The organism is Thermophilibacter sp. ZX-H3, from assembly GCF_052599055.1.
The window spans coordinates 47,983-66,746 of sequence record NZ_JBQXES010000002.1 but is presented as its reverse complement, the minus strand read 5'-3'; the positions used below and the strand labels follow the sequence as shown (position 1 = coordinate 66,746).

At 67.0% G+C, this 18,764-nt stretch carries 15 protein-coding genes; 9 read left to right on the top strand and 6 right to left on the bottom strand.

Annotated elements, in window-relative coordinates; genetic code table 11:
* Window positions 1-31: 31 nt before the first annotated feature.
* From ACULPM_RS01145 to ucpA, 4 genes are all read left to right on the top strand, one after another.
* Entirely contained in the window at window positions 32-1,813 is a 1,782-nt protein-coding gene (locus tag ACULPM_RS01145; RefSeq protein ID WP_445330717.1) for a PrpR N-terminal domain-containing protein, read from the top strand.
* Window positions 1,814-1,958: 145 nt separating this feature from the next.
* Window positions 1,959-2,960, top strand: coding sequence for a 2-hydroxyacid dehydrogenase (locus ACULPM_RS01140; RefSeq protein WP_445330716.1), 1,002 nt, complete (start codon window positions 1,959-1,961; stop codon window positions 2,958-2,960).
* A gap of 48 nt (window positions 2,961-3,008) precedes the next feature.
* Window positions 3,009-4,457 carry a pyruvate kinase gene (gene pyk, locus ACULPM_RS01135; protein WP_445330715.1) on the top strand — a complete coding sequence of 483 codons (1,449 nt, stop codon included), beginning with the start codon at window positions 3,009-3,011 and terminating at the stop codon, window positions 4,455-4,457.
* A gap of 457 nt (window positions 4,458-4,914) precedes the next feature.
* Window positions 4,915-5,706, top strand: a complete 792-nt coding sequence (ucpA, locus tag ACULPM_RS01130) for an SDR family oxidoreductase UcpA (protein WP_445330714.1) — start codon at window positions 4,915-4,917, stop codon at window positions 5,704-5,706.
* A gap of 335 nt (window positions 5,707-6,041) precedes the next feature.
* Here ucpA and ACULPM_RS01125 read toward each other — a convergent pair whose 3' ends face one another.
* The 6 genes from ACULPM_RS01125 to ACULPM_RS01100 form a co-directional block, all read right to left on the bottom strand.
* Window positions 6,042-7,373 (bottom strand): alpha-amylase family glycosyl hydrolase, encoded by a 1,332-nt coding sequence (locus ACULPM_RS01125; protein ID WP_445330713.1) that lies wholly within the window; start codon window positions 7,371-7,373, stop codon window positions 6,042-6,044.
* Window positions 7,374-7,581: 208 nt separating this feature from the next.
* Window positions 7,582-8,745 carry an N-acetylglucosamine-6-phosphate deacetylase gene (gene nagA, locus ACULPM_RS01120; protein ID WP_445330712.1) on the bottom strand — a complete coding sequence of 388 codons (1,164 nt, stop codon included), beginning with the start codon at window positions 8,743-8,745 and terminating at the stop codon, window positions 7,582-7,584.
* Between the two features lie 12 nt (window positions 8,746-8,757).
* Window positions 8,758-9,573 (bottom strand): glucosamine-6-phosphate isomerase, encoded by an 816-nt coding sequence (locus tag ACULPM_RS01115; RefSeq protein WP_075279593.1) that lies wholly within the window; start codon window positions 9,571-9,573, stop codon window positions 8,758-8,760.
* A gap of 128 nt (window positions 9,574-9,701) precedes the next feature.
* Window positions 9,702-10,784: a substrate-binding domain-containing protein gene (locus ACULPM_RS01110; protein ID WP_445330711.1), complete on the bottom strand. Its 1,083-nt coding sequence runs from the start codon at window positions 10,782-10,784 to the stop codon at window positions 9,702-9,704.
* 87 nt (window positions 10,785-10,871) lie between these two features.
* On the bottom strand, window positions 10,872-11,663 hold the full coding sequence (locus ACULPM_RS01105) for an ABC transporter ATP-binding protein (protein WP_075279592.1): 792 nt from the start codon (window positions 11,661-11,663) through the stop codon (window positions 10,872-10,874).
* The gene (locus ACULPM_RS01100; protein ID WP_075279591.1) at window positions 11,639-12,418 is read right to left on the bottom strand and encodes an ABC transporter permease; all 780 of its coding nucleotides are present in this window, start codon (window positions 12,416-12,418) and stop codon (window positions 11,639-11,641) included. Before ACULPM_RS01100 ends, ACULPM_RS01105 begins: the two co-directional genes overlap by 25 nt.
* Window positions 12,419-12,824: 406 nt before the next feature.
* Between ACULPM_RS01100 and ACULPM_RS01095 the strand changes: the two genes are divergently transcribed.
* From ACULPM_RS01095 to ACULPM_RS01075, 5 genes are all read left to right on the top strand, one after another.
* On the top strand, window positions 12,825-13,883 hold the full coding sequence (locus ACULPM_RS01095) for a LacI family DNA-binding transcriptional regulator (protein ID WP_167930424.1): 1,059 nt from the start codon (window positions 12,825-12,827) through the stop codon (window positions 13,881-13,883).
* 117 nt (window positions 13,884-14,000) lie between these two features.
* Window positions 14,001-15,158, top strand: a complete 1,158-nt coding sequence (locus tag ACULPM_RS01090; protein ID WP_445330710.1) for a class II fructose-bisphosphate aldolase — start codon at window positions 14,001-14,003, stop codon at window positions 15,156-15,158.
* 2 nt (window positions 15,159-15,160) lie between these two features.
* Window positions 15,161-16,327 carry a diphosphate--fructose-6-phosphate 1-phosphotransferase gene (locus ACULPM_RS01085; RefSeq protein ID WP_445330709.1) on the top strand — a complete coding sequence of 389 codons (1,167 nt, stop codon included), beginning with the start codon at window positions 15,161-15,163 and terminating at the stop codon, window positions 16,325-16,327.
* 37 nt (window positions 16,328-16,364) lie between these two features.
* Window positions 16,365-17,201 carry a triose-phosphate isomerase gene (locus tag ACULPM_RS01080; RefSeq protein ID WP_445330708.1) on the top strand — a complete coding sequence of 279 codons (837 nt, stop codon included), beginning with the start codon at window positions 16,365-16,367 and terminating at the stop codon, window positions 17,199-17,201.
* Between the two features lie 63 nt (window positions 17,202-17,264).
* The gene (locus tag ACULPM_RS01075; RefSeq protein ID WP_075279586.1) at window positions 17,265-18,761 is read left to right on the top strand and encodes a lactate racemase domain-containing protein; all 1,497 of its coding nucleotides are present in this window, start codon (window positions 17,265-17,267) and stop codon (window positions 18,759-18,761) included.
* Window positions 18,762-18,764: the final 3 nt, after the last annotated feature.

Here is an 18,764-nt window from a genome sequence, read left to right as displayed (position 1 = left end):
GCATGGTGTTTCAGATATGAACGGTTGTGTCATGGCTGACTATCGAGCGCTCCTCATCTCCCCCTATCACGACCTCGTCGACGTCGCGCGCGAGGTGATTCCTGACTATCCGGAGCTCGAGGTGACCGTCCACGAGGGGGACCTCTCGAAGGGGCTGGCCGCCGCGCTCGGCAGCATTGACTCGGACTTTGACGTGGTCATCTCGCGCGGGGGGACCGCCCAGATGCTCGAGGACGAGCTCTCGTTGCCCGTGATCGAGATCGACGTCTCGGCGACCGACCTCCTCGAGGCGCTCGCCCGGCATAACCCGCAGGGCAGGCGCACCGCCGTGATCGGCTTCTCCAACACGCTGCGCTCGGTCAGCGAGGTGGCCGACTTCTCCGACTTCGACCTCGACGTGTACGGCGTCTCCTTCGAGGACGAGCTCCCCATCGTCCTCGAGGACGTCGTCGACGGAGGCTATGAGGTCATCCTGTGCGACGCGTTCTCGCGTGACGCCTGCCTCGAGCGCGGCATGACGGCGCACCTCCTCTCGTCAGGGGCGCGGAGCATCGCGAACGCGCTGAGCCGAGCCGTCAGTCTCTGCCAGCAGACGCAGGAGGTCCGGACGCAGAACCACGTGCTCTGGCAGCTCGTCCGCGGCCTCCCCTCCAAGGTCGCGCTCTTCTCGGGCACGGGGAGGCTCGTCTACACCAATCTCGCCGAACGCCGTCCCGAGCTGCTCGGCTACCTGAGGGAGCACCTTGGCGGGGAGAAGGACGAGCGCCTGGCGCTCCAGCGCGGGAGAAGGACATATCGGATCAGCAAGTCGACCTTCGAGCAGGACGGGGAGACCTACCTCGCCTTCAGCGTCATGACCTCGAGCGTCCCGAGCAACGAGAGCCTCGCGGGCATCGAGCGCCGGAATCGTGACGCCGTCGAGCGCTCCTATCACGAGAGCGTCTTCCATGCCGTGGGGGCGGGCGAAGAGCTCTCCGCGCAGATCTCGGGCGCCCTGCGCGCCGGCAGGCCGATCGCCCTTGAGGGGGAGGTCGGAACGGGCAAGGCGCGCATCGCGGAGCTCGTCTATCTCACCGGCCCCTGGGCCTCGCGTCCCCTCATCACCATTGACTGCCCGCTCCTCACGGATCGGAGCTGGGATTATCTCATGGACTCCCCCAACTCTCCGCTCTATGGCTCGGGGGAGACGCTCTGGGTCAAGGCGGTCCACGCCCTCGACGTTGACGCGGCCCGTCGGCTCGTCGACGTCATGCGTCAGACCGGGACCTGCGAGCGCGACCGGGTGATCGTCTCCGCAAACGACTCCGAGGACGCCACCGAGGGGTCGGTCATCTCGCTCTTCGTCGAGTATCTCGGCTGCCACGTGCTCACGGCGCCGCCCCTCAGGAGGCGCCGCGACCTCCGCCGCGCCGTGGGCCTCTTCCTCGACTCGGAGGCCCGCCAGGCGGGAATCGCCCCTCCCCTCGTCACCGACGAGGCGATGGACCTCCTGCTCGCCCATCCCTGGCCGCGCAACTACATCGAGCTGCGCCAGGTCCTCCAGCGCGCGAGCGCCACGGCCGAGGAGGGGGTCATGCGGGCGCGCGACGTGCGCGAGGCCCTCGACCGCGAGGGCGCCACGCGCTTCTCGTCCCTCGACACGCCGAGCGAGACGTCGAGCATCGACCTCCTTCGCCCGCTGCGCGAGATAGAGCGCGACATCGTGCGCATGGTGGTGGAGAAGTACGGCGGCAACCAGACGGAGGCCGCGCGCACGCTCGGCGTGAGCCGCACCACAATCTGGAGAATCCTCAGAGACGAGACCCCCGCGTGACGCAACGCCATCCAGCTTCACCTGCATGAGAACGTTCTCTGAAGCAAGAAACACACGCCTTACGTTGCGTTTGCCTGTACTAAACTGAGTGGGCGTAGGATACGTGTCGCGCGCGTCCGAACGCGCGCTGTGAAAGGACCCCCCTATGAACATACTTTTCTATGGAACCGCAAGCTACGACAAGGACTCCTTCACGAGGGAGCTCAAGGACTACCCCGAGATCAAGATCGACTTCACCGAGACCAACCTCACGCCCATGACCGCAGCCCTCGCCAAGGACTATGACGCCGTCTGCGCCTTCGTCAACGCCGACTGCGGCGCCATGACTCTCGAGATCCTCGCCGGCCTCAACGTGAAGCTCCTGCTCATGCGCTGCGCGGGCTTCGACGCCGTCAACGTCGACAAGGCCAAGGAGCTGGGCATCAAGGTCACGCGCGTCCCCGCCTACTCCCCCGAGGCCATCGCCGAGCACGCCATGGCGCTCGCCCTGGCCGCCAACCGCCGCATCTGCAAGGGCTACATCCGCGTCCGCGAGAACGACTTCTCCCTCGACGGCCTCGTCGGCGAGACGCTCCACGGAAAGACCGCCGGCATCATCGGCACCGGCCGCATCGGCGCCGCGCTCTGCCGCATCTGCAAGGGCTTCGGCATGAAGGTGCTCGGCAGCGACCTCTATCCCAACCAGGGCCTCGTGGACGCGGGCGTCATCGACGAGTACGTGGACTACGACGAGCTCTATCGTCGCAGCGACCTCATCTCGCTCCACGCCTTCCTCAACGACGAGAGCCGCCACATGATCAACGACGAGTCCATCGCCAAGATGAAGGATGGTGTGATTTTCGTGAACACCGGGCGCGGCGGTCTCGTGGACACGCAGGCGCTCATCCGCGGCATCCTCTCCGGAAAGATCGGCGCCGCGGGCATCGACGTCTACGACGAGGAGGGGCCGAACGTCTACCAGAACCGCGCAGGTCAGGTCATTGATTCCATCACCGCGCGCCTCTGCTCCTTCCCCAACGTCGTCATGACGAGCCACCAGGCGTTCTTCACCCACGAGGCCCTCGGCGAGATCGCGCGCGTCACGCTCGACAACGCGCGGGCGTTCGCCAACGGCACTGACTTCGTTGAACGCAGCGTCGTCTGCTAACATCGGTCAGTTGGCTCAGGCCATCGCACATACAAGAGAGAGGTACACATGGCGTTCAACAAGAAGAAGACCAAGATCGTCTGCACGATGGGACCCGCGACCGAGGATGAGGAGGTGCTGCGTCAGCTCATCCTTCACGGCATGAACGTCGCGCGCTTCAACTTCTCCCACGGAAGCCACGAGTACCACCGCAAGAACATCGAGCGCGTCCGTGCCCTCTCCCGCGAGCTTGGCATCCCCGTGGCCATCATGCTCGACACCAAGGGCCCCGAGGTCCGCACCGGCCTGCTCCAGGACGGCAAGAAGGTCACCCTCGAGACGGGCAAGACCTGCATCGTGACCACCGATGACGACGTCGTCGGCACCGCCGAGCGCTTCTCGCTCGACTACAAGCCGCTCCCCTCCGAGGTCGAGGAGGGCACGGTCATCCTCATCGACGACGGCCTCATCGGCCTCGAGGTCGACCACGTCGACGGCAACGACATCCACTGCACTATCACCAACGGTGGCGAGCTGGGCGAGCACAAGGGCGTGAACTTCCCCAACCTCAACATCAACCTGCCCTCCGTCACCCCTCAGGACCGCGCCGACATCATGTTCGGCTGCGAGCTGGGCATCGACGCCATCGCCGCGTCCTTCATCCGCGACGGCAAGGCCGTCCAGGAGATCCGCAAGATCTGCATCGAGATGGGCACCCCCGACGTCCTGATCTTCCCCAAGATCGAGAGCGCCCTCGGCGTCAAGAACTTCGACGAGATCCTCCATGAGGCCGACGGCTGCATGGTCGCCCGTGGCGACCTCGGCGTCGAGGTTCCCGCCGCACAGGTCCCGCACATCCAGAAGACCATCATCAAGAAGTGCAACCAGCACTACAAGCCGGTCATCACCGCCACGCAGATGCTCGACTCCATGCAGCGCAACCCGCGCCCCACGCGCGCCGAGATCACCGACGTCGCCAACGCCATCTACGACGGCACCGACTGCGTCATGCTCTCCGGCGAGACCGCCGCGGGCAAGTACCCGATCGAGGCCGTGAAGACCATGTCCGAGATCTGCAAGGAGACCGAGAAGTACCTGCCCGAGCGCAAGGAGTACCACGACCGCGGCGGCGTCCGCAACGTCAACGGCGCCACCGGCTTCGCCGCGCTCGAGATGGCCGACCGCGTGAACGCGAAGTGCATCCTTGCCCCCACGAACTCCGGCCGCTCCGCGCGCCTCATCTCCACGTTCCGCCCGAAGATGCCGCTCTTTGCCACCTCCCCGCGAGAGCAGACCATCCGTCGTACCTGCTTCTACTGGGGCGTCTACGCGTACCGCACCACCGAGCAGGGCTCGCTCTCGAGCACGCTCTATGACGCGCTGCTGACCGCCCGCCGCAATGGCCTCGTCGAGACCGGCGACATCGTGGTCATCACCGCCGGCGACCCGCAGACCTCGCCGCGCATGGGCGACTACACCACCTCCACCAACATGGCGATGGTGGCCCAGGTTCAGTAGGCGGTCACCTCTTCCCGCGAGCTGTGAGGCCCCGCGATGCTTCCTTCAGGCGTGCTCTTCGAGAAACGCCCTCCGGAAGCATCGCGGGGCCTCTCGCTGTCGGGGCGCCCTTTCCGGCTGGGGTTTGGGGCGCGAGGTTCTTCTCGCTTGTTGCGCCGATTGGGGTTGTGGCAATCATGCCGCTTCCGGCGTTGTCCGAACGGGGGTTATGGCAGCAATCGGTCTGCCATAACCCCCGTTCCCGCAACGCATGGCGAGAAACGCCCTGTTGACGTGACCCGACGATTGCCGCAACCCCGATCGGCGCAACGCGCGCGAGACCCGGATTGCCGCAACCCCAATCGGCGCAACGCGCGGGGAAATCCGGACGGGCGCGCCCTCGTCCTTGTTGAAAAAGCTCCCCCGCTCGGAGAACATGGAGGGCATGACACGGCAACCCAACGAACGAGGAGGTCGCATGGGCAAGCTTGAGGGAAAGGTCGCCATCGTCACAGGGGCGTCCAAGGGAATCGGCGAGGGGATCGCCCGCGTCTTCGCGCGGCATGGCGCCAAGGTGGTCCTCGCGGCGCGCGGCGAGGACGTGATGGCGCTCGCGCAGGAGCTGCGCGACGCGGGCTTCGACGCGCTCGGGGTGCGCTGCGACGTGTCCAGCTACGAGGACTGCCAGCACCTCGCCCAGGCGGCGCTTGACGCGTACGGGCACATCGACGTGCTCGACTGCAACGCCGGCATCTGCGTCCTCGGCGACTTCCTCTCGGCGGACGACTCCTGGCGGGACAGCCACATCGACATCAACGTCAAGGGCGTCTGGAACGCCTGCAAGGCCGTGGCACCCGCAATCATCGACGCCGGTGGCGGCGCCATCGTGATCACGAGCTCGGTCACCGGCGACATGGTGGCCGACCCCGGCGAGGTCGCCTATGCCACCACCAAGGCCGCGCTCGTCGGCTTCACCAAGGCCCTCGCGCGCGAGCTTGCGCCCAAGAACGTGCGCGTGAACTGCATCTGCCCCGGCTACGTGCGTACCCCGCTCGTCGATGGCATGGCCCAGCAGTCCGACCCCGACGACCCCGAGCGAGCCATCGCCGCCATCGCGTCGGCAGTGCCCCTCGGCCGGCTCGGCACGCCCGAGGAGTGCGGCGAGCTCTGCGCGTTTCTCGCCTCCAGCGAGTCGAGCTACCTCACCGGCACGCAGGTCGTCATCGACGGCGGCTCCACGCTGCCCGAGACCTCGTCGATGGGCCAGTAGGGCGGGCGTTTCCTCCCGCGAGGTGTGAGGCCCCGGGCGTTCCTCCGAGAAGTGCGCTGCGCGGAACTTCTCTCCGGAACGCCCGGGGTCTCTCGCTGTCGGGGCGCCCTTACCGCTGGGAAAAGAGCTCCTCCGTCGGCTGTGGCCGGCACTCATAAGTGCCGGCTTGAGGCGGGATGCGAGCCGGCACTTCTCGCCAAACGCCGAGAGGCAGCCGACACTCCCCCGCGCACAGCCCGAAAGATGCCGGCACTCCTTGCCGGCACTCATACGTGCCGGCTGAGGTCTCCGATCGGCGGAAGATGGCCGCGGGACAGCCCGCACGGCCACCTTCCCTACCGCTCGCAGCGCCAGTAGTACGCCGAGAAGGGCCTGAGCTCAGAGCCGCCACCGAAGTCGTGCTCCTCGCCGGTGATGAGATCCACGGCGCGACCGCACTGGGCGTCGAAGTGCACAACAGCCGGCGAGTCCGCCGCGTTGATGGCCACGATCACGCGCTCGCCCTCGCTGCGGCGCTGGAAGACCAGCTGCTGCGGCTGGCACTGGAGCTGCGTGTAGTCGCCCCAGACGAGCGCCTCGCTCCCGGCGCGCGCCGCGGCCAGCGCACAGATCCAGTCCGTGAGCTCGTTCCACTCCGGCGCATCGAGCGCGGGGCGCAGCTCGTGGTCTCCGGGGAGCTGCTCGCCCTCGATGCCCCACTCGCTGCCGTAGTAGACCGCCGGTACGCCGGACATGGCAAAGAGCAGCCCGTAGAGCGGGACCAGCTGGTTCTTGTCGTCAAGCTTGGTGGCGATGCGCGGCACGTCGTGGTTGTCCACGAAGTCGAGCATGTGACGGCCGGTGTAGAGGTCCCACGGGTGGCTGCCGCTCTGGCGCTCCAGCGCGTAGGCGATCTCGTGCATGTTGGCCGCGTTCATGGAGGACCAGAGTCCCTTGTAGGCCTCGTAGTTGGTCACGGAGTCGCAGAGGTCCTCGCCCATCCACTGGTTGTAGTCGCCGAACATCGTCTCGCCCACGAGCGGGAACTTCTCTCCGCGCTCGCGCCCGATCTCGTCGGCAAGGCCGCGCAGGGAGCGCAGGTAGCCCTGGTCCAGGCAGTACGCCACGTCCAGGCGCAGGCCGTCGATGTCAAACTCGCGCACCCAGCCGCGGATGACGTCGGCCAGGTAGTTGTTGAGCTCGGCGTTCCAGTGGTTGAGCTTCACCAGTGCCGCCGCACCCTCCCAGCAGCTGTAGGAGAGGCCGTCGTTGAAGCAGTTGTTGCCGTTGAAGTCGATCTCGAACCAGCCGACGTACGGGCTCTCGCCGCGGCGCTGCAGCACGTCCTGGAAGGCCCAGAAGCCGCGCCCCACGTGGTTGAACACGCCGTCGAGAAGGACCTTGATGCCGGCGGCGTGGCAGGCGTCCACCACGGCGCGCAGGTCCTCGTTGGTGCCCAGGCGGCAGTCCACGCGCGTGTAGTCGCGCGTGTCGTAGCCGTGCGCGTCCGACTCGAAGACGGGGTTGAGCAGGAGGCACGTCGCGCCCAGCTTGGCCATGTGATCGACCCAGCCGTCGTCGACGAGCTTGAGCAGGCGGTGCTCGAGCACGCCGTCGTTCTCGTGCGGGGCGCCGCAGAGGCCAAGCGGATAGATCTGATAGACAAAGGAAGGCTCGTACCAGCTCATGATGGAGCTCCTCTCAAAGACAGCGGACCTCCAACATTCTAGCGGCCTCCCGCTCGCCTAATTTCGCCATGGGCGAGCGGGAGGCGGAGCGGGCGGGACGCCAAAGCGCGCCCCCGGGAGGACCCCGGGCCGGGGCGAGAAGAACGCGCGGCACGGACGAGGCGGCCCCGTATGGGGCCGCCTCGGAAGGGGGGGCTGTGAGCCGGGACTACGCGCGCTCGTAGACGGTGCGTCCGCCCACGATCGTGCGGACGACGTCATAGGAGTCGTCCATGAGCACGAGGTCGGCATGCGCGCCGACGGCGATACGGCCGCGGTCCGTCCAGCCGAAGAGGCGCGCGGGGTTCTCGGAGAGCGGCTTGGCGGCCTTCTCCACCGGCGCCCCGGTGAACTTCATGAAGTTGCGCAGCGCGGTGGCCTGCGTGAGGGTGGAGCCGGCGCGCACGCCGGTGGAGGCGAGCTTGGCGTCGCCGTCCTCCACCACGACGTCGTTGACGCCGAGCTTGTAGTTGCCGTCCGGCAGGCCGGCGGCCATGATGGAGTCCGTGATGCCGAGCAGGCGGTCCCACCCCTTGGCCTTGACGTAGAGGCGCACCGTTCCCGGCACGAGGTGGCGGCCGTCGCAGATGGTCTCCGCGTAGATGTCGCTCTCGAGCGCCACGCCAAAGATCGCGGGCTCGTGCTGATGGAAGAGGCGCATCGCGTTGCCCACGTGCGTTGCGGCCTTGGCGCCCGCGTTCACGCACGCCCAGGAGAGGTCGTAGCCGGCGCCGCTGTGCCCGATGGCACAGGTGATGCCCAGGGCCTCGAGCTGCGGGATGAGCTCGGGCACGCCCGGGACCTCCGGGGCGAGCGTGGTGTAGAGGACGTGCCCGCCGGCAGCCTCCTGGTACTGGCGGAAGAGGTCGGCCGAGGCCTCGTGCATGAGCAGGTGCTCGGGCATGGCGCCCTTGTACTCGCTCGAGAGGCACGGCCCCTCCAGGTGGATGCCGAGGAGCGCGGCGCCGTCGTAGGGGCCGCGCTCGATGACCTGTCGGGCCTGCTCGATGCACCAGAGCGTCTGCTCCGGCGTGTCCGTGAGGATGGAGCAGAGCCAGCCCGTGGTGCCCTGGGAGGCGAAGAAGCGGCCGATGGTGCGCAGGCCCTCGACGTCGGCGGCGTTCACGTCATAGCCCGCGGCGCCGTGCGTGTGCACGTCGATGAAGCCCGGCAGGGCGAGAAGCCCGCTCGCGTCGACGACCGGAAGGTCCTTCTCGTTGTCATAGGCCGAGGAGAGGCCGGTGACGACGCCGTCCTCGACGGTGACGTTGAGACGTGCGAGCTCGTCGCCCGCGAGCACGCGCGCACCGGTGATGTAGCAGCTGGACAGCATGAGCGCGCCTCCCTAGTACGCCTGGTGACGGGCCACGTCGTTCACGTAGATCTTGGCGTCGGGGTGGCCCTGCAGGAGCGTGGCCGGGAAGGCGGCGGTGGGCTCGCCGTAGGCGGCGCGGCGCACGACGCCGCGATGCCAGTCGCGGAACACGCCGAGGCGGACCTTGCGGGCGCCCAGGATCTCGCGCATGCCGATGGTCACGCAGCGGTGCGGCATGTCCTCGAGCGCGCCGCCGAGGTCGCCCACGGAGTTGGTGGCGCGGGTCTCGGGGTGGATGTCGAGGGCGCGGGTCTCGAGCGCGGCGAACTCCTCGCAGGTGAGCTCCGGCTGGGGCTCGTTGAAGGCGAGGTGCCCCGTGATGCCGATGCCGCCGAAGGCGATGTCCACGCCGCCGAGCTCGTCGATCACGCGGCCGATGTGGCCGGGGTCGTGCGGGTCGGGGAAGATGCGCTGCTCCTCGGGCATCACGAGCTCGGGGTCGATCCTGTCGTAGACGTTGCGCGCCATGAAGCCGCGGAAGGAGAGCGGGTTTGCGGCGTCGATCCACTCGTCGTTGTCGTCCAGGTACTCGTCCATGTTGATGAACCAGCAGTCCTTGAGGGAGATGCGCTGGTCGTTGACCATCTTCACGAAGTAGGGATAGTGGCCCACCGGGCCCACCGGGCAGATGAAGACGGTCTTCTCGCCACGGGCGTTGTGCTCGCGGATGGTGCTCACCATCTCGAGGGCGAGGTCGAAGAACACCTCGGCGGAGTCGGCGGCGCAGACGAGCGGGACGCGCGCGTCGCGACCGAGGTCCTCGGCGGAGATGTGATAGTAGTCCATGCTTCCTCCTTGTCTCGCATGAGCGAAACGGCCTCCCCGCGCGGATGGGGAGGGACACCCCGCTGCGGAGAGGCCGTAAGTTGGGGGGACCGGTAGGGGCCCTCAGGTTCCGATCACCTCAGAGCGTACTACTTGATGGTCTCATAGAGCTCGTCGGACTCGGTGATGACGTCGACCAGGACGTAGTCCTCGACCGGCACCTCGGCCTCGATCTGGCCGCCGTCCAGGAAGACCTTCTGCTGGGCCTCGTAGTAGCCGGTGATGACGTCAACGTTGCCGATGGCGTCGACCGCGCCGGCCCAGTCGCCCTCGCCCGTGGACTGAAGGAGCGTGTCCTCGGGGACGCCGAGCTCGGAGGCAAGGAGCTTGGCCACGTCGTCGATGTGCTCGTTGCGGTAGACCTTGCCCTTGTCCAGGGCGGCGCCAAAGCGGACGAGGACGTCGTGGTTCTCCTCGGCGTACTCGGGCAGGCAGACGTAGGAGCCGGGGAAGGCGACCTCGTCGGAGTAGTCGGTGTTGGTGCCGAGGACGAGGTAGTCGTCGCCGAGCTGCTCCTGGAGGGTGACGGTGTTGGGCGACCAGGTGGCGGCGGCGTCGATCTGGCCGGAGATGAGGGCCGTCGTCATGCCGGAGACGTCCATCTCGACGGTGTTGATGTCGTCGGTGGTGAGGCCGGCGTCCTTGAGCACGTACTGGAGGATGATCTCAGAGGAGGTGCCGGAGGCGACGCCCACCGTCTTGCCGGCGAGGTCGGCGCCGGTCTCGATGCCGTGGGACTTGTTGGCGACGACGCAGTCGGCCTGGGAGAGCTGGTCGAAGGCGAAGATCTTGGCCTGGCCCTGGATGCACAGGGAGTGGGCGCCGTGGCCGATCTGGGAGATGTCGACGGAGCCGGACTGCATGGCCGTAATCTCGGCCGGGCCGGCCTGGAACTGCTCGGTCTCGACGGTGATGCCGACCTCGTCGAAGTAGCCCTGGTCGATGGCCGAGAAGAGCGTGGCGGCGGAGCCCAGGTTGGGCATGAAGGCCACGTGCACGGTGACGGGCTCGTACTCGCTGCCGGCAGGCTCCTCGGAGGTGCTGTCGGCCTCGGGCTCCTTGGTCTCGCCGTTGCAGCCGGCGAGGACGAGGCCCGAGCCCACGACGCCGGCGGCACCGGCGACCTTGAGGAACGAGCGGCGGGTGAGCTGGTTCATGTCAAGCTTCTTCATTGCGTTTCCTTTCCTTCCGACGGCGAGTCCTTCTCGCCGCCCTCCCGTGTTGCGGGGGCGCACCCCCGTGAAAAACCCGCTGGAACGCTACTTGCGAACAGACAGGTACTCCTGGTAGACCTGGCTCCAGATGTGGTTCTTGAGCTCAAGGAAGCGCGGGCTCATCTTGGTCTCCTGCGTGCGGGGATACGGGATGTCGATGTCCACGATCTCCTTCACGCGGCCCGGGCGGGCGTACATGATAACGACGCGCTGGGCGAGGATGATGGCCTCCTCGACGTCGTGCGTGATGAAGAAGCAGGTCTTCTGCTCCTTCTCCCAAGTCTCGAGCAGCTCGGACTGGAGCTGGGTGCGAGTCTGGGCGTCAAGGGCGCCGAAGGGCTCGTCCATGAGCAGGACCTTGGGGTTGACCGCATAGGCGCGGGCGATGGCCACGCGCTGCTTCATGCCGCCCGAGAGCTCCTTGGGATAGGAGTGCACGAAGTCCTGGAGCTCGACGAGCTTGATGTACTTGAGCGCGATCTCCTCGGCCTCCTTGTCGGACTTGCCCTGGAGCTTGAGGCCGAACTTGACGTTCTCGAGCACTGTGAGCCAGGGGAAAAGCGCGTACTGCTGGAAGACGATGCCGCGGTCGGGACCGGGACCCGTGACCTCCTGGCCGTCCACCAGGACGCGGCCCTCGGTGGGCTCCTCGAGGCCACCGATGATGTTCAGGAGCGTGGACTTACCGCAGCCGGACGGCCCGACGACGCACACGAACTCGTTCTCGTGGATGTCGAAGTTGGCGCCGTTGAGGGCGACCACCTCGCCCTTGCGGGTGTTGAACTTCTTGACCACGTTCTCGATGTGGACCTTTACTGCTGAATCGTTTCCTGCCATCCCGTGAACCTCCTCTCAAGGAACCGAACGATCTTCTCGAAGCAGATGCCGATGATGCCGAGCAGGATGATGCCCAGGAGCACGACGTCCATCTGGTAGTAGCCGCTCGCCTGCTGGATCATCATGCCGATGCCCTTGTCGCCGCCGACGATCTCGGACGCCATGAGCGTGGTGAGCGAGGTGGAGAGGCCGAGGCGCGCCGCGACGAGGATGAACGGCGTGGAGGCGGGGATGGTGACCTTGAAGAAGATGTCCTTCTGGGTGGCGCCGAGCACGCGCGCCGCTTTGATGAGCGTGACGTCCACGCCCTTGACGCCCTGGTAGATGGTGATGACCATGACGAGGAACGCGGCGATGAAGATGACCGTGATCTTGGAGGTCTGGCCGATGCCGAGGGCGGCGATGATCAGGAAGACGTAGGCCAGCGGCGGGATGTTGCGGATGAACTGGATCCACGGCTCGACGACGTGGCGGAACGGGTCATACCACGCCATGAGGAACGCCACCGGGATGGACACCACGAAGGCGATGCCAAAGCCCGTGAGGACGCGGGAGACCGACGCCCAGACGTGCTCCCAGAGCAGGCCGCTCTCCGCACGCTCGAGGAAGGCCGCGAGGACCTTCTCAGGAGACGCGAAGACGGCGGGCCACGTGCCCGATGCGGCGAGCCACAGGGCCACGGCCAGCGCCAGGGAGATCAGCGCCCAAGCCCAGCTTGGCACCTTGCTCCAGATGGGTACTTTCTTCTCTTTCAATGACGGCCTCCTTCGTTCGATCCCGTCATCCCCCTCCTTCCGAACTGCGTGGGGGCGGCGGGAGCATCCGGCGTTTGAGCGTGCGCGGTGGTGCTATCAGAGCAAGAGCTGCAAGCGAGAAGAACGGGGAGAAACGAAGTGCGACTCAGTCGTTTTCTACTCAAACGATTAAGTTATGGACATGTAAACACGGCTTTTCGGGAATTGCTAGAGTTAAGTTCTCGTAAATACCGCTTGCAGCGAATTTGGTACCGCTCGGGACCTATCTGACCCTCTAGCTCGGTAAACGGTAGTTATTTGACCGTAAGCGTGTTTCTCGAAGTTTCTGAGCCTTCACCCCGCAGGTCATGGTAAACAGATAGTATCTCGCTTAATCGAAAAAGCGAGAATGACGATAGGAGGCGAGATGGGCAGGCGAACCACGCTCAAGGACGTCGCACAGGAAGCCGGGGTTACGGCGGCCACCGTCTCCTACGTCATCAACAACACCCCCGGCCAGTCCATCCGACTGGAGACCCGCGAGCGGGTGCTCCAGGCGGCGCGCAAGCTCAACTACATGCCCAACGCGCACGCGCGCACCCTGAGGAGCCGCAACATCCCCTGCGTGGGCGTCGTCCTGAGGAGGAACCTCGCCGTCCCCCGCTTCAGCCAGATGGCCTACGGCATCCAGACGCGGCTCGAGCAGGACGGCTACAACGTCCTTCTCCTCGGTAACAAGGTCGACAGCCTCGGGCACGCCGACTACGCGAGCGCCTACCTCGCCGGCCGCGTGGGCGGCATCATCTTCATCGGCATCGAGAACGAGGGGCCCGACGAGGAGAGCCTCAAGGTCCTCCAGGAGGAGCGCGCTCCGCTCGTGGTCTTTGACTGCCAGCGGCAGGCGGACGCCTACAGCACCGTCGACCTCGACTACCGCGGCGGCGCCCGTCTCGTCACCTCGCGCGTGGTGGAGCGGGGCTGCCGGCGCGTCCTCTACCTGAGGCCCCAGATCGACACCGCCCAGGAGCGCCTGCGCGAGCAGGGCGTGCGTGACATCTGCCAGGCGTCCGGCGTGCAGCTCGAGGTCCGCGACGCCCCCATCGACCTCAGCAACATCGACATCTGGGACGAGCGCTACACGGTGGGCAACACCGAGGACGGCATCAGGCTCACCGCCCGGCTCCTCGAGATGGCCTCGGGCATCCTCTCCGAGACGCGTGACGGCGACGCGATCATCACCAGCTGGGCCACCTGGACCCACTTCTTCCGGAAGATCGACTCCGACCGCAACATCGTCTACGCCGAGCTCGCCAACAACGGCGAGAACTGGCTTGCCGCCAACTTCTACACGCGCCTTCCCAACTACGAGACGGGGGTCGCCTGCGCGGACGAGATCGTCTCGCTCATGCGCGGCGGGGCCCCCTCCGCACGAATCATCAAGCTCACCAACGTCATCGAGCCCAAGATCGAGCCCCGGCGGCACTAGCGGAAGGAGGGCCGCCCGCCGGCGAGCACAGAGCATACGCACCACCGCGAGAAGCACCGTCAGCACCGCAATCTGTCAGCGCCCGGGTAGGCCGGGCACGAACAAGGAGATGGTCACATGGCACTCGTTCCGCTCAAGCCCGTCCTGGACGCCGCGCGAAGGGGCGGCTACGCCCAGGGCGCGTTCAACGTCAACGCCGTCTGCCAGGCAAAGGCCGTGATCGAGGTCCACGAGATGCTGAGGAGCGCCGCCATCCTGCAGGGCGCCGACCTCGCCAACGCCTTCATGGGAGGGCGCGCGGACTTTGCCAACGGCACGGTCGAGGACAAGATCGTCGGCGCCAGGAACATCGGCGACGCCGTGAAGAGGTACGGCGAGAACAGCCCCGTCCCCGTGGTCCTGCACCTCGACCACGGCCGTGACATGGAGAGCGTGAAGGCTGCCATCGCCGGCGGCTACACCTCCGTCATGATCGACGGATCGTCCCTGCCGCTCGAGGAGAACATGGAGCTCACGCGAGAGGTCGTCAAGTACGCGCACCCGCGCGGCGTCTCCGTCGAGGGCGAGCTCGGCGTGCTTGCCGGCGTCGAGGACCACGTCTTCGCCGCGTCGAGCACCTACACCAACCCGCTCACCGCGGTCGAGTTCGTCCGCAACACCAAGGTCGACGCGCTCGCCATCAGCTACGGCACCATGCACGGCCCCTCCAAGGGCAAGGACGTCAAGCTCCGCCGCGAGATCCCCATCGCCATCCGCGAGTGCCTCGCCCACGAGGGGCTCGACTGCGCGCTCGTGAGCCACGGCTCCTCGACCGTCCCCGCCTACATCGTGCGTGAGATCAACGCCCTCGGCGGCAACATCCAGAACGCCTACGGCATCAGCCTCGACGAGCTCAAGGCCGCAATCCCCGCCGGCATCAACAAGATCAACGTGGACACCGACATCCGCCTCGCGGTGACCCGCAACATGCGCGAGCTCTTCGCCAGGCGCCCGGAGCTCCAGGAGAGCCCGTCGATCGGCGGCGTCTACCAGCTGCTCAAGGAGCACCCCGAGAACCCGGATCCGCGCGTCTTCCTCCCCGCCGTCTACGACACCGTCATGTACGGCGTGGTTGAGGACGACGACCGCGCGGCTCTGGTCGAGGTCATCGAGGCCGGCGTGAAGGAGGCCGTGGCCACCCTCATCGTCGAGTTCGGCAGCTATGGCCACGCGCCCGACACCGAGCTCGTCACGCTCGAGGAGATGGCCGAGCGCTACGAGAAGGCGGGGATCTAGCCATGGCGGCAGACGGCCTGCTCGTCGTCCACGGCGGCGGCCCCACCGCGGTCATCAACGCGTCGCTCTACGGCGCCGTCGACGAGGCCCTGAACACGCCGGGCGTCGGGCGGGTGCTCGGCGCGCTCGGCGGCGTGGGCGGCATCACCGACGGCAGTCTCGTCGACTTTGGCCAGGCGCCGCGCGAGAAGCTCGACCTGCTGCCCTTCTCGCCCTCCTCGGCCATCGGCACGAGCCGCAAGCCCCTCGAGGACGGGGACTACCGCGAGCTCGCGCACGCGCTCGACCGCCAGGGCATCCGCTGGCTCCTCTGCACCGGCGGCAACGGGACGATGGACACCTGCGGCAAGATCTGGCGCGCCTGCCATGAGGAGGGCGTGCCCATCGACGTGGTGGGCATCCCCAAGACCATGGACAACGACATCGCGGTGACCGACCACGCGCCCGGCTTCGCGAGCGCCGCGCGCTACATGGCGGCGACGACGTCGGCCATCTGCTGCGACGTGCGCGGGCTTCCCATCCACATCGTCATCGTGGAGGCCATGGGCAGAAACGCCGGCTGGGTCACGGCCGCGAGCTGCTTTGCCGACGAGTCCGGCACCGGCGGCCCCGACCTCATCTACCTGCCCGAGCGCGACTTCGACGAGCGCGCCTTCCTCGATGACGCCCAACGCCTCATCGACGAGAAGGGCTCGGGCGTCGTGGTGGTGAGCGAGGGCCTGCACACGGCCGACGGGACCCCCGTCGCCCCGCCCCTCATGACTGTGGGCAGGGCAACGTACTTCGGCGACGTCTCCGCGCACCTCGCCAAGCTCGTGATCTCCGAGCTGGGCTACAAGGCGCGCTCCGAGAAGCCCGGCCTCATCGGCCGCGCCTCCATCGCCTGGCAGAGCCCCGTCGACCGCGAGGAGGCCATCGACTGCGGGCGCGAGGCCACCCGCGCCGTGCTCGAGGGCGACTCCGGCAAGATGGTGGGCATCGAGCGCGTATCCAGCGAGCCCTACGAGGCGCGCCTCATCCGCATCCCCATCGAGCAGGTGATGCTCGACGAGCGCACGATGCCCGACGAGTACATAAACGAGCGCGGCAACGGCGTGACCGACGCGTTCCGCAGCTGGTGCCGCCCGCTGCTGGGCCCTGCCCTCCCCCGCTTCGCGAGCTTCGTGTGACGCGGGACGGACAGGAAGCAAAGAGATTGGAGCCTTCATGAAGCACATCTTCCTCAACCTCAAGCGCTTTGACATCACCCCCGAGCTCGGCGGCGTCAACCGCCTCGCCGAGCCCGCGCGCTGGGGCGGGACCGTCGCCTCGTCCATCAGGGGCGTTGCCGAGAAGTACGCCGACGTCGCGGAGTTTGCGGCGTTTCTCCCGGAGGCGCACCTCGTGGGCGCCTGTGCCGGCGCCGAGGGCAGCCCCCTCGGGATTGGCTGCCAGGGCGTCCACGTGGCCGACACCGCCCCGGGCGGCAACTTCGGCGCCTTCACCACGCTGCGCACCGGCAACTCCGTCGCCCAGCTCGGCTGCGGGTGGGCCCTCATCGGCCACTGCGAGGAGCGCATGAACCTCCGCGCAATCCTGGGCGAGGTCGGGGCGGACCCGGCCGACGTCGAGGCCGCCGTGAGCCGCATCCTCTCCCGCGAGGTCCGCGCCGCCCAGGCAGCCGGCCTCAAGGTGCTCTTCTGCATGGGCGAGCGCGAGGAGGAGGCCGACGACTGGGAGGCCGTCCTCACCGCGCAGGTGACCCAAGGCCTCGAGGGCGCCGACCTCTCCGGCGTGCGCATTGCCTACGAGCCCGTCTGGAGCATCGGCCCCGGCAAGACGCCCGCCGACGCGCCCTACATCACCAAGGTCGCCCGCCTCATCAAGGGCGTCGTCCCCGGCGTCGACGTGGTCTACGGCGGCGGCCTCAAGGCCGACAACGCCGAGATGCTCGCCAGCATCCCCGAGATCGACGGCGGCCTCATCGCCCTCACGCGCTTCACCGGCGAGATCGGCTTCTACCCCGAGGAGTACGCCCAGATCGTCGACCTCTACCTCAAGTGACGTGCAAAAGGGACAGTCACTTTTGCACGCCCCCTCACGTCCGTCCCACAGAAAGGAAACCTCATGCATCTGGACTTTGAGTACGGCAACGGCATGCTCGGGGCCGAGCTGCCCGACAGCACCGACGTCTTCATCACCGGCGAGACCGTCAAGGACCCCGAGTGCCTGCCGCAGGACTGGGACAGCCTCTACAGCGCCACGCTCGAGAGCATCCGCAACCCCATCGGCATGGAGCCGCTCGCCGACCTCGCGCACCCCGGCGCCAAGGTCGTCATCGTCATCCCCGACATCGTGAAGGGCGGCACGCAGCCCACCGCGCACCGCAAGGTGGCCATCCGCGCCTGCCTCGACGAGCTCTTCGCCAACGGCGTCTCCCACGACGACGTGCTCCTGCTCTTCTCCAACGGCCTGCACCCCCGCACCTCCACCGCCGAGGCCAAGCTCATCCTGGGCGAGGACCTCTACAACGAGTTCGAGGGCACGGGCCAGATCACGAGCCACGACTCCGAGGACTACGACCACCTCGTCGACCTCGGCTTCACCCCGCAGGGCGACCACGTGATCATGAACAAGTACGTCTACGACGCCGACATCGCCATCCTCATCGGCCACACGCAGGGCAACCCCTACGGCGGCTACTCGGGCGGCTACAAGCACTGCGCCACCGGCATCACCCACTGGCGCTCCATCAGCGCGCACCACGTGCCGCGCGTCATGAGCCGCCCGGACTTCGTCCCCGTCTCCACCTCCTCCCTCATGCGCGACAAGTTCGACCAGCAGGGCATGTTCATGGAAGAGAAGATGGGCAAGAAGTTCTTCTGCTGCGACGCCGTGCTCGACACCTGGAGCCGCCAGATCGCCATCTTCTCCGGATACGCCGCCGAGATGCAGCCCGTCTCCTGGAAGCTCGCCGACAAGCGCACCTACGTGCACTGGGCCGAGAAGAAGTACGACATCGTGGTCATGGGCATGCCCACCAACTTCCACTACGGCGACGGCATGGGCACCAACCCCATCCAGATGATGCAGGCCGTCTCCGCCCAGGTCATCCGCCACAAGCGCATCCTATCCGACCACTGCGTCTTTGTCATCGCCAGCTACTGCAACGGCTGGTTCCACGACGAGCGCTGGCCCTACCTGCGCGAGCAGTGGGAGCTCTGGCAGTCCGACAAGATGAACACCCTCGACGAGATGATCAAGTACGGCGAGTACTTCGCCACCAACGAGGAGTACATCCGCAAGTACCGCTTTGCCAACGCTTTCCACCCGTTCCACGGCTTCAGCATGATGACCTGCGGAAACCTTGCCGAGAAGTACCTCAGCGCCACCTACATCGTGGGCGCGCAGAAGCCCGGCATCGCCCGCACCATGGGCCTCAAGACCCGCCCGACCTTCGAGGAGGCCATCGCGGACGCCACCCGCAAGTTCACCGACGGCAACCCCAACATCCTGGCGCTGCCGCACGCCTACAACCGCGCCGTGCCGCACCTCTGCATGAAGGACCCGTCCCAGAACAGCCACTTCCGCGACGACGCCCCCGCGCACCCCTGCGGCTGCTAGGCG

Coding starts and splice junctions, on each gene's coding strand:
- ACULPM_RS01125 (WP_445330713.1), bottom strand. CDS start 7,373: ATGAGCTGGTACGAGCCTTCCTTTGTCTATCAGATCTATCCGCTTGGC.
- nagA (WP_445330712.1), bottom strand. CDS start 8,745: ATGCTGTCCAGCTGCTACATCACCGGTGCGCGCGTGCTCGCGGGCGAC.
- ACULPM_RS01095 (WP_167930424.1), top strand. CDS start 12,825: ATGGGCAGGCGAACCACGCTCAAGGACGTCGCACAGGAAGCCGGGGTT.
- ACULPM_RS01145 (WP_445330717.1), top strand. CDS start 32: ATGGCTGACTATCGAGCGCTCCTCATCTCCCCCTATCACGACCTCGTC.
- pyk (WP_445330715.1), top strand. CDS start 3,009: ATGGCGTTCAACAAGAAGAAGACCAAGATCGTCTGCACGATGGGACCC.
- ACULPM_RS01110 (WP_445330711.1), bottom strand. CDS start 10,784: ATGAAGAAGCTTGACATGAACCAGCTCACCCGCCGCTCGTTCCTCAAG.
- ACULPM_RS01090 (WP_445330710.1), top strand. CDS start 14,001: ATGGCACTCGTTCCGCTCAAGCCCGTCCTGGACGCCGCGCGAAGGGGC.
- ACULPM_RS01115 (WP_075279593.1), bottom strand. CDS start 9,573: ATGGACTACTATCACATCTCCGCCGAGGACCTCGGTCGCGACGCGCGC.
- ACULPM_RS01140 (WP_445330716.1), top strand. CDS start 1,959: ATGAACATACTTTTCTATGGAACCGCAAGCTACGACAAGGACTCCTTC.
- ACULPM_RS01080 (WP_445330708.1), top strand. CDS start 16,365: ATGAAGCACATCTTCCTCAACCTCAAGCGCTTTGACATCACCCCCGAG.
- ucpA (WP_445330714.1), top strand. CDS start 4,915: ATGGGCAAGCTTGAGGGAAAGGTCGCCATCGTCACAGGGGCGTCCAAG.
- ACULPM_RS01075 (WP_075279586.1), top strand. CDS start 17,265: ATGCATCTGGACTTTGAGTACGGCAACGGCATGCTCGGGGCCGAGCTG.
- ACULPM_RS01105 (WP_075279592.1), bottom strand. CDS start 11,663: ATGGCAGGAAACGATTCAGCAGTAAAGGTCCACATCGAGAACGTGGTC.
- ACULPM_RS01085 (WP_445330709.1), top strand. CDS start 15,161: ATGGCGGCAGACGGCCTGCTCGTCGTCCACGGCGGCGGCCCCACCGCG.